The following is a 15143-nucleotide window of genomic DNA, read 5'->3' as shown; positions in this document are numbered from 1 at the left end:
GAATTGTCTCCGGACGTCCCACAAGTGGAACGCCACGGGGTCAATAAATTGGCATTGACAATGTGCACGCTGTTGAGTTCTCAAGGACCAGACGCGCCGAGCTTCTTCTCCCCTGGAGGAATGCCCGCTCGGGCAACTTCGGTACTGTACCACTACTTCAGTGGCGGTCGAATCGACCGGCTTCATTGGAGTGGGTGGTCCCGCTTGAGGTCGGCGTGGTCGGACTGCATCTTCCGGGGCTTTCGCTCCGGGTGACCGTCTCGGCTTCTCCGCCGCACCTTTGGGGTGACGAGTAAGAACTCTACGGGCGATCGGCGGATCCGGCAAACCGAGCGCGCACGACGGCGTGTCGCCCGGAACGACGGGGATCGTGTCTCGGGAACGACGAAGGGCCCGCCATCCGGGTGGATGACGGGCCCTCGGTCGAACGCAGAAGGAATGCTCAGCGACGCGCGATGACGGGGTTCTTCAGCGTGCCGATGCCGGAGATCGTGACCTCGACGACTTCGCCGTCGCGGATCTCCCCCACGCCCGACGGGGTCCCCGTGAGGATCACGTCCCCGGGCAGCAGGGTCCAGATCGCCGACACGAACTCGATGAGCGACGGGATGTCGTGCACCATCTCGCTCGTCGAGGCGACCTGGCGCAGGTCACCGTCCACACGGGTCTCGAGCCGGATGTCCGACGGGTCGATCTCGGTCTCGATCACCGGACCGAGCGGGCAGAACGTGTCGAACCCCTTCGCGCGGGTCCACTGGCCGTCCCGCGCCTGGAGGTCACGGGCGGTCACGTCGTTCGCGATCGTGTACCCGAGGATCACGCTGGCGAAGTCCTCACGCTTGACGTTCTTCGCGAGGGACCCGATCACGATGGCGAGTTCGCCTTCGTGGTCGACGCGTCCGATGCCCTCGGGCAGGCGGATCGGGTCGTCCGGACCGATCACCGAGGTGTTCGGCTTGAGGAACACCACGGGGTCGTCGCCCGAGACGTCGTCCATCTCGGCGGCGTGTTCGGCGTAGTTGAGCCCGACGCCGATCACCTTCGACCGCGGGATCACCGGGGCCAGGAGCTTCGCCTCGGACAGGGGCACCCGCTCCCCCGTGGTCTCGAACCCCTGGTACATCGGGTCCCCCGCGAGCACCACCAGAGCGCGCTCGTCGAGGATGCCGTACCGGGGGTCTTCACCCTTGCTGCTGAACCGTGCGATCTTCACCGTTCGACCCTACCGACGCCCGAGCCCGGATCAGGACGCGTCGGTCAGCTTGGTCATCCACCCGTGCGGGTCGGGACGACGGCCGGACTGGATGTCCGTGAGCTCTGCGCGCAGGGACATCGTGAGTTCGCCGGCACCGACGGTCGGCGAACCGATCGTGAAGCCGTCGCCGCGGAGCTCCGCGATCGGGGTCACCACGGCGGCGGTGCCGCACGCGAAGGCCTCGGTGATGGAGCCGTCCGCGACGCCGTCCCGCCACTCGTCGAGGGTCACCCGACGGCGCTCGACCTGCAGGCCGCGGTCCTCCGCGAGCTGCAGGATCGAGTCACGGGTGATGCCTTCGAGGATGGACGGGGAGTCCGGGGTGACGAGCGTGCCGTCGGACTTCACGAGCACGACGTTCATGCCGCCGAGCTCCTCGAGGTACTTGCCTTCTTCGGAGTCGAGGAACATCACCTGCTGGCAGCCGTGCTCGTACGCCTCTTGCTGCGGGAGCAGGGACGCCGCGTAGTTGCCACCGGTCTTGGCCGCACCCGTGCCGCCACGGCCCGCGCGGGCGTAGTTCGACGACAGCCAGATGGACACCGGCTTCGGCCCGGACGTGAAGTACGCGCCGGCCGGGCTCGCGATGCAGTGGTACGCCACCGCCTGGGCCGCACGGACCCCGAGGAAGGACTCCGTCGCGATCATGAACGGCCGCAGGTACAGGCTGGTCTCCGGCGCCGAGGGCACCCAGTCCACGTCGGTCTGCACGAGCTGGCGGATGGACTCGACGAAGACCTCCACCGGGAGCTCCGGCAGCGCCAGTCGCCGGGCCGACCGCTGGAAGCGACGGGCGTTGGCATCCGGGCGGAACGTCCACACCGAGCCGTCGGCGTGCCGGTAGGCCTTCAGCCCCTCGAAGATCTCCTGCGCGTAGTGCAGGACACTGGCGCTCGGGTCGAGCGAGAGCGGACCGTACGGGTGGATCGAGGCATCATGCCACCCGGCGTCGATCGTCCACTCCACCGTGGCCATGTGGTCCGTGAAGTGCTTGCCGAACCCGGGGTCCGCCAGGATCACGTCACGCTCCGCCTCCGCCCGACGCTCGGCAGACGGGGTGGTGGAGAACTCGAGCCCGAAGACGGTCTCGGGGTTCGCGGTCTCGGTGCTGGCGGTGTCGGTGCTCATCGGTGTGGCTCCCTTTCAGGCGGTGGTGGTGCGCTCCGTGGCCGCGGCGGCGATGGCGTCGCCGATCTCGGCCGTGCTGCGCTGCGATGTGCCCCGGTCAGCCAGGTCCGCTTCGACGGCCCGCGTCACCGCCGTCGCCAGGTCCCCACGACCGATGTGGTCGAGGAGGAGGGCGACGGAGAGGATGGCGGCCGTCGGATCGGCCTTCTGCTGACCCGCGATGTCCGGCGCGGATCCGTGCACCGGCTCGAACATGCTGGGGAAGGTGCCGTCCGGGTTGATGTTGCCCGAGGCCGCCAGACCGATGCCGCCGCTGATCGCGCCGGCCAGGTCGGTGATGATGTCGCCGAAGAGGTTGTCGGTGACGATGACGTCGAACCTAGCAGGCTCCCGCACCATGTGGATGGTGACCGCGTCCACGTGCTGGTAGTCCACGGTGACGTCCGGGTACTCCTGCCCGACGGCCGCCACGGTCCGCTGCCAGAGCGCTCCGGCGTGCACGAGCACGTTGCTCTTGTGCACGAGCGTCAGGTGCTTCCGTGGGCGCCGGTTCGCCAGGTCGAAGGCGTACCGGACCGTGCGCTCCACCCCGTACGCGGTGTTCAGGGAGACCTCGGTCGCGATCTCGTGCGGGGTCCCGACGCGGATCGCCCCGCCGTTGCCGACGTAGGGCCCCTCGGTCCCTTCGCGGATGACGACGAAGTCGACGGCCCCGGGTGCCGCGAGCGGCGTCACCACGGAGTCGTAGACCTTCGTCGGACGCAGGTTGACGTAGTGGTCGAACGCGAACCGGAGCTTCAGCAGCAGTCCGCGCTCGATGATCCCGCCGGCCAGGCGCGGGTCGCGGGGGTCCCCGCCGACCGCGCCGAGCAGGATCGCGTCGTGCGACGCCACGGCCGCCATGTCGTCCTCAGTGAGGATGTCGCCGGTCTCGAGGTACCGGGTGGCACCGAGCGAGAACGGGGTCTCGTCGATCACGAGGTCGTCCGGGGTGACGGCGTGCAGGACCTTGAGGGCCTCGTCGACCACTTCCGGTCCGATGCCGTCACCGCGGATGACCGCGAGCTTGAGCGTCTGCGTCATGTGGGTGCTCCCCTACAGCGTGATGTCGATCTCGCGGAGCGAGGAGGCGTCGATCGTCTTGCGGACGTGCTCGAGGATCTCCGCGGGCACCGGCGAGTCGACGGTGAGGACGCTGAGCGCCTGTCCGCCGGCGGCCTGGCGCGCGATCTGCATGGCGGCGATGTTGATGCCCGCCTCGCCGAACTCCTTGCCGTAGACCGCGACGATGCCCGGGCGGTCCGTGTAGTCCATGACCACGTGGTGCTTGTCGAGGGCGACCTCGACGTCGTAGCCGTTGATCTCGACGAGCTTCTCGACCTGCTTGGGGCCGGTGAGCGTGCCCGAGACGCTGATCGCCGGGCCGTCGGACTGGGCGCCGCGGATCGTCAGGACGTTGCGGTACTCCGGGCTGTCCGAGTCGGTGATGAGCCGGACGCTGACCCCGCGCTGCTCCGCGATGAGCGGGGCGTTGACGTAGGAGACCTGGTCGCTGACGACGTCCGTGAAGACGCCCTTCAGCGCTGCGAGCTTCAGCACGCTGACGTCGAACTCGGCGAGCTCGCCGTGGACCTCGACGTCGATGCTGGTGACCGGGGAGGTGGCGAGGGCCGTGAAGACCTGACCGAGCTTCTCGACGAGCGGGATGCCCGGACGCACGTACGGGTCGATGACGCCACCGGCGACGTTGACCGCGTCCGGGACGAGCTCGCCGCCGAGCGCGAGGCGCACGGACTTGGCGACCGAGACGCCCGCCTTCTCCTGCGCTTCGTCGGTGGAGGCGCCGAGGTGCGGCGTGACCACGACGTTCGGCAGGGACACCAGGGGCGAGTCCGTCGGGGGCTCGGACACGAAGACGTCGAGGCCGGCGCCGGCGATCTGGTTGCTGGTGAGCGCACGGTGCAGTGCGTCTTCGTCGATCAGGCCGCCGCGGGCCACGTTCACGACGAACGCGGTCGGCTTCATGATCGCGAACTGCTCGTCCGAGATCATGCCGAGGGTCTCCGGCGTCTTCGGCATGTGGATCGTGACGAAGTCCGCGCGCTTGAGCAGGTCGTCGAGGGAGACGAGCTCCACCCCGAGCTGCTGCGCACGGGCCGTGGTGACGTAGGGGTCGTACGCGATGACCGAGACGCCGAACGCCTGTAGGCGCTGGGTGATCAGGGCACCGATGCGGCCGAGGCCGATGATGCCGACCGTCTTCTCGTAGAGCTCGACGCCGGTGTACGCGGAGCGCTTCCACGCGCCGGCCGCGAGCGATGCGTGCGCCGCCGGGATGTGGCGCGCGAGCGACAGGATGTGACCGACCGTGAGCTCGGCCGCCGAGATGATGTTCGACGTCGGCGCGTTCACGACCATCACGCCGGCCGTGGTGGCCGCCTTGATGTCGACGTTGTCGAGGCCGACGCCGGCACGGGCGACGACCTTGAGGTTCGGTGCTGCGGCGATCGCTTCGGCGTCGACCTTGGTGGCGGAACGCACCAGGATGGCGTGCGCGTCGGCGAGGGAGGCCAGGAGTGCGGGGCGGTCGGTGCCGTCCACGTTCCGGATCTCGAAGTCGGGCCCGAGGGCGTCGACTGTGGCGGGCGAGAGTTCTTCGGCGATCAGGACGACCGGCTTCGGCACAGCTGCTGTTTCCTCACACGAGACGGGCGGTATCCCACCATCGTATCGACGCGAGCAGGCCGTTACGACCGCAACCGGGGGCTCTGTGGAGAACCACATGACGGACGGGAGGGTCGTGGCGGTGTCGCCACGAGCCTCCCGTCCGTCATGTGGTTCCGTCAGGAACCGATCCGCAGTGTCGAGGACACGTACTGCAGGAGCGTGAACCAGAGCGCGGAGACCGCGCAGAGCGCGGCGACGAAGACCACGACGGTCCGGACGAGCTCCATCCGCCGCGACACCAGCCACGCGGCGACGAACCCCGCCGGTGCGATCGCGACGTCGAGGACGAGGGCCGGCCACGGGGTGGAGGTCTCAAGTCCCGAGCCGCCGTTCTTCCGGACGAACTCGTTGAAGGCGGACACCGACTGCGTGACACCGACCAGGTTGCCGACGGCCTGCCAGGTGACGTAGGCGAGACAGACGGCGGCGACGATCCAGACCGCGAGCTTGCCGACGGTGAACACGCGCGGCTGCTCGGAGACGGCGGCGCTCATCCGAAGCTCCTGGTCAGGATGAAGGGCCACGGGATGAGGACGACCGCGCCCACGAGCAGCCAGATGAACTTCGTGCGGTTGCGGGTGCCCTGCCCGAGCCAGAGGGTCGCGGCGAACCAGAACGCCGGGGCCATGATCGCGAGGACGCGCATGATCTCCGACACGATGCTCGCGACGCCGGTGCCGGTGACCGTCAGGAGGCTCGCGCTGACGAGCCAGGCCACCGTGTAGAGCAGGTAGACGCCGCCGAAGACGCCCATGCCGACGAGCGCCCCGGAGCCGAGCGGCTCTTCGGTGTCGTGCTCGCGGCGCGCCTTCACCCGGACGGGGTTGTGGGCGGCGTCGACGTGGGTGGCGTCGTCCGCGTCGTCCCAGGAGAGGGCGGCTTCGTCGTCGTGGTCGACCGCGCCGTCCGGCGGGGACGCCGCGGCGCCGTCGTGTGCGGGAGGTGCCGGGGTCATGCCCTCGATTCTACGAGAGCACGGCGCGACGCGAGACCGCGAGGTCGCTCAGGCGTCGCCGCGGCTCAGGCGTCGGCGGCCTGGGACTCGAGGACCTCGGCGACGACGTCGCGCACCGCCGGGAACAGCGGGTGGCTCTCCATGAGTCCGGTGAGGATCTCGGTGAGCGCGTGTGCGGTCGCGCCGGAGCGGAGCAGCGCGTGCAGCTCGATCGACTCGGGGTCGTCCTGGTCGTCGAAGGCGAGGGCCACGCGGATCGCGCCGACGAGGTGCTCGACGGGCATCCCGCGTTCGGCGAGCTGCGCGGCCGGGCCGACGAAGCGTTCCCGCCGGCCGAGCTTCCGGAGCGGGTTCCGGCCGACGCGGACGGTGGTGTCCGGCAGGTGCGGGTTCGCGATGCGGGACAGGTTCGCGGCGACGTAGCGCGCGTGCTCGTCCGGGTCGAAGCCGTGCTTGGCGATGAGGAGCTCGGTGGTCTCCGCCAGGACGCCGTCGACCTCGGCGCGGACGGCGGTGTCCTCGAGGGCTTCGCGGATGAGCCGGATCCCGCGGACGTAGCCGTGGTAGGCGGCCGTCGCGTGGGCGGTGTTCACCGTGTAGAGCTTCCGCTCGACGAACGGCTGCAGGTCGTCGACCCACGTCACGCCGTCGATCTCCGGCGGCTCGGCATCGGAGGACGCGAACGGCGTGCGCTCGATGACCCACTCGTAGAAGGGCTCGAGGACCACGTCGAGGCCGCCGGACTGGCCGAGGACGCCGGACTGGTCCGGGACGATGCGGTCGATCGCGCAGTTCGCGAAGACCGCGGCGATGTCCCGGTCTTCGAGGATGGGCGCACGGCGGATGCTGGCGTGCAGCGAGTCCGTCGCGTTGTAGGCGTTCTCGCACGCCACGATCGTGACGTCGCCGCGCTCGAGCGGGCGGGCGGCGAGGCCCTCCGCGATCACCGGGGCCACCAGCGGCAGCGTGCGTGCACCGACCGCGGTGGTGACGACGTCGGCTTCCGCGATGGCCTGGATGACGCGTTCACGGTCGGTCTTGCTGCTCAGCGCACTGAACCCGTAGACCAGGTGCTCGACGGGCATGTCGCCGACTTCGTGCACGACGAACTTGCCGGCTTCGTTGAGGGCCGCGACCACACGTTCGTCGACGTCGACGAAGGTCAGCTCGTAGCCGCTCGCCACGAGGAACTGGCCCACGAAGCCGCGCCCGATCTTGCCGGCGCCGATGTGGACCGCTCGCTTCGTCACCGCCATCCGATGATCATCCCATGCCGATCGGTACGGTTCTGCCACGTCGTGAGCGGTGCGCGCAACGCCTGTCGTGCAACGCCCCGGGGGTCGCCGGAGGGACGCCGGTCCGCGGCGTCGGGGGTGGTGAAGAGATGGTTCATGTCGTTCGGGTCACATCGAGAAGCGGCGGTGCACGGGTGCACACCGCCGCCTCGTCGTCGAGTGGTCTGGGGAAGACTACCGCGCGGCGGAACCGTCGACGTAGTCCGAGTCCGACTGCTTCCACGCGAAGAGCTTGCGGAGCTCGCGGCCGGTGGCCTCGATCGGGTGGCCCTCGCCCTTCTCGCGCAGCGCCTTGAACTCCGGAGCACCGGCGTCCTGGTCGTCGATGAAGCGCTTCGCGAAGGTGCCGTCCTGGATGTCGGCGAGCACGGCCTTCATGTTCTCCTTCACCTCCGGCGAGATCACGCGGGGGCCGGAGACGTAGTCACCGAACTCGGCCGTGTCGGAGATCGACCAGCGCTGCTTGGTGAGGCCGCCCTCCCAGATGAGGTCGACGATCAGCTTGAGCTCGTGGAGCACCTCGAAGTAGGCGATCTGCGGCTGGTAGCCCGCCTCGACGAGGGTCTCGAAGCCGTACTGGATGAGCTGCGACGTGCCACCGCAGAGGACGGCCTGCTCACCGAACAAGTCGGTCTCGGTCTCCTCGGTGAAGGTGGTCTTGATGCCGCCGGAGCGGAGGCCACCGATCGCCTTGGAGTAGGACCAGGCGAGGTCCCATGCGCTGCCGGACGCGTCGACCTCGACGGCGACGATCACGGGGACGCCACGGCCGGCCTCGTACTCGCGGCGCACGGTGTGGCCAGGGCCCTTCGGTGCGACGAGGGACACGTCGACACCGGCGGGCGCCTCGATGTAGCCGTAGCGGATGTTGAAGCCGTGTCCGAAGACGAGGGTCGCGCCCTGCTTGAGGTTCGGCTCGATGTCGTCCTTGTAGACGATGCGCTGGACCTGGTCCGGCGCGAGGATCACGACGACGTCGGCCCACTTGGTGACCTCGGCGGGCGTGAGCACCTCGAAGCCGGCCTCTTCGGCCTTCTGGCGGCTCTTCGAGCCCTCCTTGAGGCCGATCTTGACCTCGACGCCGGAGTCGCGGAGGTTGAGGGCGTGGGCGTGGCCCTGCGAGCCGTAGCCGATGACCGCGACCTTCTTGGCCTGGATGAGGGACAGGTCGGCGTCGGCGTCGTACACGATGTCAGTCACGGTGCGTGATCTCCTTGGTAGTGGTTCGTTCGGAGCCGGGTGGCGCTCAGCGCACCCGGTCGGTGATGCTCTTGGGCCCGCGGCCCACACCGAGGAGGCCGGCGCGCGCCAGCTCCTTGATGCCGTAGGGCTCGAGCACGCGGAGGATCGCCTGGATCTTGCCGGGGTCGCCGGTCACCTCGACGATGAGCGAGTCGTTCGCGACGTCGACGACCTGGGCGCGGAACAGGTTCACTGCTTCGAGCACGGCCGAGCGCGTCTGGTTGTCGACACGGACCTTCACGAGCATGTGCTCGCGCTGGACCGACTGCGAGAAGTCGAGTTCGACGATCTTGATGACGTTGACGAGCTTGTTGAGCTGCTTGGTCACCTGTTCGAGCGGCAGGTCCTCGACGTCGACGACGACCGTGATGCGGGACAGTCCCGCGACCTCGGTGTTGCCCACGGCGAGCGACTCGATGTTGAAGCCGCGTCGGGCGAAGAGCCCGGCGACACGGGTCAGGAGGCCCGGCTTGTCCTCGACGAGGAGGGAGAGGACGTGGCTCATGCGGTTTCCCCCGTCATGTCGGCGTCTTCGTCGTCCCAGGTGGGTGCGATCGTCTGGGCGTACTCGATGGACGAGTTGCTGACCCCCTGCGGGACCATCGGCCAGACCATCGAGTCACGGCTCACGACGAAGTCGATGACGACCGGACGGTCGTTGGTGGCGAGGGCGAGCTGGATCGCGGCGTCGACCTCGTCCTCCTTCTCGACGCGGATGCCGAGGGCGCCGTACGCCTCGGCGAGCTTCACGAAGTCGGGGACACGGCGTGAGGAGTGGCCGGTCTCCAGGTCGGTGAACGAGTGACGGCCGTCGTAGAACAGCGTCTGCCACTGGCGCACCATGCCGAGCGAGGAGTTGTTGATGATCGCGACCTTGATCGGGATGTCGTTGATGACACAGGTCGCGAGCTCCTGGTTCGTCATCTGGAAGCACCCGTCGCCGTCGATCGCCCAGACCACACGGTCCGGTTCGGCGACCTTGGCGCCCATGGCAGCGGGGACCGAGTAGCCCATCGTGCCGGCGCCGCCGGAGTTCAGCCACGCGTTCGGGCGCTCGTACTTGATGAACTGCGCCGACCACATCTGGTGCTGCCCGACACCGGAGGCGTAGATCGCCTCGGGGCCGGTGAGCTCACCGATGCGGCTGATGATCGCCTGCGGTGCCAGCAGTCCGTCCTGCGGCGGAGCGAAGCCGAGCGGGAAGTCCGCGCGGACCTGCTCGAGCCGGCTCCACCACGTCGCGATGCTCGCGCGGGAGTCCGTGGGGATCCCCTGCCAAGCGTCGAGGAGGTCGACCAGCACGTCCTTCGCGTCGCCCACGATCGGGACGTCGGCGAAGCGGATCTTGGAGATCTCCGCCGGGTCGATGTCGACGTGCACGACCTTGGCGTCGGGCGCGAACTCGTCCACCTTGCCGGTGACGCGGTCGTCGAAGCGGGCGCCGAGGGCGATGATGAGGTCGCTCTCCTGCAGCCCGAGGACCGCGGGCACGGTGCCGTGCATGCCGGGCATGCCGAGGTGCTGCTGGTGCGAGTCCGGGAACGCGCCGCGGGCCATCAGCGTCGTCACGACGGGGGCCCCGGTGGCCTCGGCGAAGGCGATGAGCTCGGCGGTCGCACGGGAGCGGATCACGCCGCCGCCGACGTAGAGCACCGGACGGTTCGACTCCGCGAGGAGCTGGGCGGCCGCGGTGATCTGCTTGCCGTGCGCCTTGGTCACCGGACGGTAGCCGGGCAGGTCGACCTTCGGCGGCCAGACGTACGGCGCCGACTTCTGCTGGGCGTCCTTGGTGATGTCGACGAGCACCGGGCCCGGGCGGCCCGTCGTCGCGATCAGGTGCGCGGCGGCGAGCGTCGCGGGGACGTCGGCGGGGTCGGTCACGAGGAACGAGTGCTTCGTGATCGGCATCGTGATGCCGACGATGTCCGCTTCCTGGAAGGCGTCGGTGCCCATCAGCGTGGAGAACACCTGGCCGGTGATCGCGATGAACGGGACCGAGTCCATGTAGGCGTCGGCGATCGCGGTGACGAGGTTCGTGGCACCGGGGCCGGACGTGGCGATCGCGACGCCGACCTTGCCGGACGCAGACGCGTAGCCCTCAGCCGCGTGGCCGGCGCCCTGCTCGTGCCGGACCAGGATGTGCCGGATGGTCGTCGACGCCATGAGCTCGTCGTAGAAGGGGATGATCGCGCCGCCGGGCAGGCCGAAGACGTCGGTGATCCCGAGGTGCTCGAGCGTCCGCAGGACGGCTCCCGAGCCGGTCAGGACCTCCGGCGATCGACGTGCTCCGGTGGCCGCGGACAGCGGTGTGGCTTCCGTGGGCATGAAGGGTTCCTTGCCTTACGAGATGGCGGTGGTGCGGGTGTCGAACGCTAGCCCGTGACCGCGCCCTTGGCGGCGGACTGGACGAGCTTGGCGTACTTCGCGAGGACTCCGCGGGTGTAGCGCGGGGGCAGCGGTTCCCAGCCGTCACGGCGGGATTCCAGCTCGGCAGGGTCGACCAGTAGGTCGAGCGTGCGAGCCGCGATGTCGACACGGATGCGGTCGCCATCGCGCACGAAGGCAACTGGACCTGCGTCCACTGCTTCCGGTGCGATGTGGCCGATGCACAGGCCGGTTGTGCCGCCTGAGAATCTGCCGTCGGTCAACAGTAGTACATCCTTGCCGAGACCCGCGCCCTTGATGGCCGCCGTGATGGCGAGCATCTCGCGCATGCCCGGGCCGCCCTTGGGGCCCTCGTACCGGATGACGACGACGTCGCCCTTCTGGATCCGACCCTCGGTGAGGGCGTCCATGGCGGAGCGCTCGCGGTCGAACACCCGCGCGGGGCCCTCGAACACCGAGGCGTCGAAGCCGGCGGTCTTCACGACGGCACCCTCTGGTGCGAACGAGCCCTGCAGGATCGTCAGGCCACCGGTCTCGTGGATCGGGTTGTCGAGCTTGCGGAAGACCTCGCCGTCGAGCTCCGGCGGGTCGATCTCGGCCAGGTTCTCGGCGACGGTCTTGCCCGTCACGGTCATGCACTCGCCGTGCAGGAGCCCGGCGTCGAGCAGCGCCTTCATGATCACCGGGATGCCGCCGTTGCGGTCGACGTCGACCATGACGTACTTGCCGAACGGCTTCATGTCGGCCAGGTGCGGGACCTTGGAGCCGATGCGGTTGAAGTCGTCGAGGTCCAGCTCGACCTCGGCCTCGTGCGCGATCGCCAGCAGGTGCAGGACGACGTTGGTGGAGCCTCCGAGGGCCATCGCGACGGCGATCGCGTTCTCGAACGCCTCCTTCGTCAGGATCTGGCGCGCGGTGATGCCGTGCTTGAGCATGTTCACAACGGCCTCGCCGGAGCGGTGCGCGTAGTAGTCGCGGCGGCGGTCGGCGCTGGGCGGCGCGGCCGAGCCCGGGAGCGACATCCCGAGTGCTTCGGCGACCGACGCCATCGTGTTCGCGGTGTACATCCCGCCACAGGCGCCTTCGCCGGGGACGATCGCACACTCGATCTTCTTGAGCTCTTCTTCGCTCATGGTGCCGGCCTTGCAGGCGCCGACGCCCTCGAAGGAGTCGATGATCGTGACTTCCTTCATCGTGCCGTCGGCCTGCTTCACGTAGCCCGGCATGACCGAGCCCGCGTAGAGGAAGACGCTCGCGAGGTCGAGACGCGCGGCGGCCATGAGCATGCCGGGGAGCGACTTGTCGCAGCCGGCGAGCAGCACGGTGCCGTCGAGGCGCTCCGCGTTGACGACGGTCTCGACGCTGTCCGCGATGACCTCGCGCGAGACGAGGGAGAAGTGCATGCCCTCGTGGCCCATCGAGATGCCGTCCGAGACGGAGATGGTGCCGAACTGGAGCGGGTACCCGCCACCGCCGTGGACGCCTTCCTTGGCGCCCTGGGCGAGCCGGTCGAGGCTCAGGTTGCAGGGGGTGATCTCGTTCCAGGACGAGGCGATGCCGATCTGCGGCTTCTCCCAGTCCTCGTCCCCCATCCCGACGGCGCGCAGCATGCCACGCGAGGTGGTTGCTTCGATCCCGTCGGTGACGACTCGGCTACGCGGCTTGACGTCGATATCAGGCATGGAGCGAGTCTAGGACCGATTGGGATACCAATCGTGCACCTTCATGCATATGCATGGTTCCGATCATCGGACGGGAGGCTCGGCTCGGGTCTCAGCGCGTGGCCCGCAGGCGTGCGAGCTGCTTCAGGACGTCGGTCAGGGCAGCGGGATCGCTCACGCGGTACCCCGCGAGCGTCTCGCCCTCCCCCACCTTCACGCCGACGTCACCGGCACCCAGCACGCGGAAGGCGTCCTCGTCGGTGACGTCGTCGCCGGCGAAGAACACCCCGTCCGCGCCACGGAGGTCCCGCAGCCGGGCGATGGCGTCGCCCTTCGTGACGTGCCGGACGGCGAACTCGACGATGTCCTTGCCGCCACGCTCGAGGACGTCCGGGTCGGCGTCGTGCGCCGCCTGGCTGGCCGCGGCGTTCGCCTCGGCCGCGACCTCGGCGCTCACACGTCGGGTGTGCACGCCGTGCCCGGCGGGCTTGTGCTCGATGACGACACCGGGGAACCGTGCGCCCACTTCGTCGAGGGCGGCACCGATGCGGGCCACCCGTGCCTGCTCGTCCTCGGTCAGCGCGGCTTCGTCATGGCCGTCGACGCGCCACTCAACACCGTGCGAGCCGACGAGCGACATGTCGTCCGGGGCGTGCGTGACCCGCGCGAGGCTGCCGAGCGGCCGGCCGGAGACCAGCACCACCTCGGTGTCCTTCGCGCGCTGCAGCGTCAGCACCGCGGCCCAGCTGCCCGGCAGGGCGCCGACCTGGGACGGGTCGTCCGCGAACGGCGCCAGGGTGCCGTCGAAGTCCAACGCGACCAGCAGGCGGTCGGCCGCAGCCAGGTCCGCGAGGGCCGTGTCGAGCTCTGGGGTCGTCGTCTCGTCGACGTTGGTGGTCGTCTCAGGCATCACGGGCCTCCCGGGTGTCCTCAGCAGCACGCGCCTTCTGGGCGTCCTGGTCGAAGATCGACATGTTGTCGGTCTGGGCCTCGCGGTGACGGTCCGCGGGATCCGTCGCCGACGGGTCGATGCGGGCGTTCCGTGGGGCGTGGCGGTCGAGCGCTTCGAGGAACGAGCGCGACCAGCGGGCCACGTCGTTGTCCCGGACGCGCTTCCGGAGCGCGCGCATCCGCGTGGAGCGCTCGCGACGGGGCATCTCGATCGCGCGCTCGATCGAGTCCTTCATGGCGCCGATGTCGTGCGGGTTGATGATCACGGCCTGCTTGAGTTCGTCGGCGGCCCCGGCGAACTCGGAGAGGATCAGCACGCCGTCGTTGTCGAAGCGCGTCGCGACGTACTCCTTCGCGACGAGGTTCATGCCGTCGCGGAGGGCGGTGACGAGCATGATGTCGGCGGCCAGGTAGAGCGCGACCATCTCCTCGCGCGGGTAGCCGTGGTGCAGGTACGAGATCGGCTGGTGGCCGATCGTGCCGAGGTCGCCGTTGATCCGGCCGACGCTCAGCTCGATCTCGTCGCGGAGGGTCCGGTAGGTGTCGACGCGCTCACGGCTCGGGCTCGCGACCTGCACCAAGGTGGCGTCCTCGACCTTGATGCGGCCGTCCTCGATGAGCTCACCGAACGCCTTGATGCGGTGCCGGATGCCCTTGGTGTAGTCGAGCCGGTCCACGCCGAGGAGGACCGTCTTCGGGTTGCCGAGGCCCTCGCGGATCTCACGGGCGCGTTCCTGGACCTCGGGCTTCCGCGCGATGTCCTCGAAGCTCTCCGCGTCGATCGAGATCGGGAAGTGCCGGGCCTCGACGTGGCGCACCGTGATGCCCTTGCGGCTCCGCGGAGCCTGCGGGTCGTCGACGGGGACGTCGATCGTGGTGCCCTTGGTCGTGTAGCCCTTGATGTGCCGGACGGCACGGAGGAAGTCGCTGGCGTCGTCGTGGCGCTGGAAGCCGATCACGTCCGCGCCGAGCAGCCCGTCGAGGATCTGCGCACGCCACGGGAGCTGCGCGTAGATGCCGACCGGCGGGAACGGGATGTGGTTGAAGAAGCCGATCGTCACGTCCGGGCGGAGTTCGCGGAGGAGCGCCGGGACGAGCTGCAGCTGGTAGTCCTGCACCCAGACGATGCCGTCCTGCTCGGTGATCTCGGCGATCTGCTCCGCGAAGCGCTTGTTCACGCTCTTGTACGCGTTCCACCAGTCGCGGTGGTAGCTCGGGTGCTCGATCACGTCGTGGTAGAGCGGCCAGAGGGTGTCGTTGCTGAAGCCCTCGTAGTAGTCCTCGACGTCGGAACCGCTGAGCGGGACCGGGACGATGTGGATGCCCTCGTTGTCGAACGGCTCGACCTCGACGTCGGGCTGGCCGACCCAGCCGACCCAGGCGCCGTCGTTCGCACGCATCACCGGCTCGAGCGCGGTGACCAGTCCACCGGGCGAGTGCCGCCAGCCTTCGTTGCCGTCCTCGTCGACGACGCGGTCCACGGGGAGCCGGTTCGAGGCCACGACGAAGGAGTACTTGCTGGACGAACTGTGAGGTGCTGACAC

13 protein-coding genes are annotated in these 15143 nt (G+C 69.1%); all 13 read right to left on the bottom strand.

All coding sequences use genetic code 11. The features are described 5' to 3' along the window. Window positions 1-442: 442 nt before the first annotated feature. Window positions 443-1213, bottom strand: a complete 771-nt coding sequence (locus tag EDF24_RS10065) for a fumarylacetoacetate hydrolase family protein (protein WP_123656202.1) — start codon at window positions 1211-1213, stop codon at window positions 443-445. Between the two features lie 30 nt (window positions 1214-1243). Continuing rightward, the gene (locus tag EDF24_RS10060; RefSeq protein ID WP_123702545.1) at window positions 1244-2383 is read right to left on the bottom strand and encodes a branched-chain amino acid aminotransferase; all 1140 of its coding nucleotides are present in this window, start codon (window positions 2381-2383) and stop codon (window positions 1244-1246) included. Window positions 2384-2398: 15 nt separating this feature from the next. After that, window positions 2399-3466 carry a 3-isopropylmalate dehydrogenase gene (locus EDF24_RS10055; RefSeq protein ID WP_123702543.1) on the bottom strand — a complete coding sequence of 356 codons (1068 nt, stop codon included), beginning with the start codon at window positions 3464-3466 and terminating at the stop codon, window positions 2399-2401. A gap of 12 nt (window positions 3467-3478) precedes the next feature. Continuing rightward, the gene (gene serA / locus EDF24_RS10050; protein WP_123656199.1) at window positions 3479-5068 is read right to left on the bottom strand and encodes a phosphoglycerate dehydrogenase; all 1590 of its coding nucleotides are present in this window, start codon (window positions 5066-5068) and stop codon (window positions 3479-3481) included. A gap of 158 nt (window positions 5069-5226) precedes the next feature. After that, window positions 5227-5604 (bottom strand): hypothetical protein, encoded by a 378-nt coding sequence (locus EDF24_RS10045; RefSeq protein ID WP_123702541.1) that lies wholly within the window; start codon window positions 5602-5604, stop codon window positions 5227-5229. Next, complete coding sequence (locus tag EDF24_RS10040) at window positions 5601-6065, bottom strand: hypothetical protein (RefSeq protein ID WP_123656197.1); 465 nt, start codon at window positions 6063-6065, stop codon at window positions 5601-5603. The genes EDF24_RS10045 and EDF24_RS10040 overlap by 4 nt, the downstream gene beginning before the upstream one ends. Before the next feature lie 65 nt (window positions 6066-6130). Further along, window positions 6131-7321, bottom strand: a complete 1191-nt coding sequence (locus EDF24_RS10035) for a mannitol-1-phosphate 5-dehydrogenase (RefSeq protein ID WP_123656196.1) — start codon at window positions 7319-7321, stop codon at window positions 6131-6133. A 213-nt stretch (window positions 7322-7534) separates the two neighbouring features. Continuing rightward, window positions 7535-8560, bottom strand: coding sequence for a ketol-acid reductoisomerase (gene ilvC / locus EDF24_RS10030; RefSeq protein WP_123656195.1), 1026 nt, complete (start codon window positions 8558-8560; stop codon window positions 7535-7537). Between the two features lie 46 nt (window positions 8561-8606). Continuing rightward, window positions 8607-9107 (bottom strand): acetolactate synthase small subunit, encoded by a 501-nt coding sequence (gene ilvN / locus EDF24_RS10025; protein ID WP_123656194.1) that lies wholly within the window; start codon window positions 9105-9107, stop codon window positions 8607-8609. Then, a complete protein-coding gene (locus tag EDF24_RS10020) occupies window positions 9104-10927 on the bottom strand; it encodes an acetolactate synthase large subunit (RefSeq protein ID WP_123702539.1) in 1824 nt (607 codons plus the stop codon). Before EDF24_RS10020 ends, ilvN begins: the two co-directional genes overlap by 4 nt. 47 nt (window positions 10928-10974) lie before the next feature. Further along, the gene (gene ilvD, locus EDF24_RS10015) at window positions 10975-12669 is read right to left on the bottom strand and encodes a dihydroxy-acid dehydratase (RefSeq protein WP_123656192.1); all 1695 of its coding nucleotides are present in this window, start codon (window positions 12667-12669) and stop codon (window positions 10975-10977) included. A 91-nt stretch (window positions 12670-12760) separates the two neighbouring features. After that, a complete protein-coding gene (gene otsB, locus EDF24_RS10010) occupies window positions 12761-13558 on the bottom strand; it encodes a trehalose-phosphatase (RefSeq protein WP_123656191.1) in 798 nt (265 codons plus the stop codon). Continuing rightward, on the bottom strand, window positions 13551-15143 hold the full coding sequence (otsA, locus tag EDF24_RS10005; RefSeq protein WP_123656190.1) for an alpha,alpha-trehalose-phosphate synthase (UDP-forming): 1593 nt from the start codon (window positions 15141-15143) through the stop codon (window positions 13551-13553). Before otsA ends, otsB begins: the two co-directional genes overlap by 8 nt.

Origin of the sequence: Curtobacterium sp. PhB130 (assembly GCF_003755165.1) — a bacterium.
Classification (GTDB): domain Bacteria; phylum Actinomycetota; class Actinomycetes; order Actinomycetales; family Microbacteriaceae; genus Curtobacterium.
The sequence above is the reverse complement of the archived record's forward strand: the minus strand, read 5'-3'. Positions and strand labels throughout refer to the sequence as shown.

What these genes read in the sequence shown, in the direction of transcription:
- EDF24_RS10060 (WP_123702545.1), bottom strand. Translation starts at nt 2,383, where the DNA reads ATGAGCACCGACACCGCCAGCACCGAGACCGCGAACCCCGAGACCGTC.
- ilvD (WP_123656192.1), bottom strand. Translation starts at nt 12,669, where the DNA reads ATGCCTGATATCGACGTCAAGCCGCGTAGCCGAGTCGTCACCGACGGG.
- otsB (WP_123656191.1), bottom strand. Translation starts at nt 13,558, where the DNA reads ATGCCTGAGACGACCACCAACGTCGACGAGACGACGACCCCAGAGCTC.
- EDF24_RS10040 (WP_123656197.1), bottom strand. Translation starts at nt 6,065, where the DNA reads ATGACCCCGGCACCTCCCGCACACGACGGCGCCGCGGCGTCCCCGCCG.
- EDF24_RS10035 (WP_123656196.1), bottom strand. Translation starts at nt 7,321, where the DNA reads ATGGCGGTGACGAAGCGAGCGGTCCACATCGGCGCCGGCAAGATCGGG.
- EDF24_RS10055 (WP_123702543.1), bottom strand. Translation starts at nt 3,466, where the DNA reads ATGACGCAGACGCTCAAGCTCGCGGTCATCCGCGGTGACGGCATCGGA.
- EDF24_RS10020 (WP_123702539.1), bottom strand. Translation starts at nt 10,927, where the DNA reads ATGCCCACGGAAGCCACACCGCTGTCCGCGGCCACCGGAGCACGTCGA.
- EDF24_RS10045 (WP_123702541.1), bottom strand. Translation starts at nt 5,604, where the DNA reads ATGAGCGCCGCCGTCTCCGAGCAGCCGCGCGTGTTCACCGTCGGCAAG.
- ilvN (WP_123656194.1), bottom strand. Translation starts at nt 9,107, where the DNA reads ATGAGCCACGTCCTCTCCCTCCTCGTCGAGGACAAGCCGGGCCTCCTG.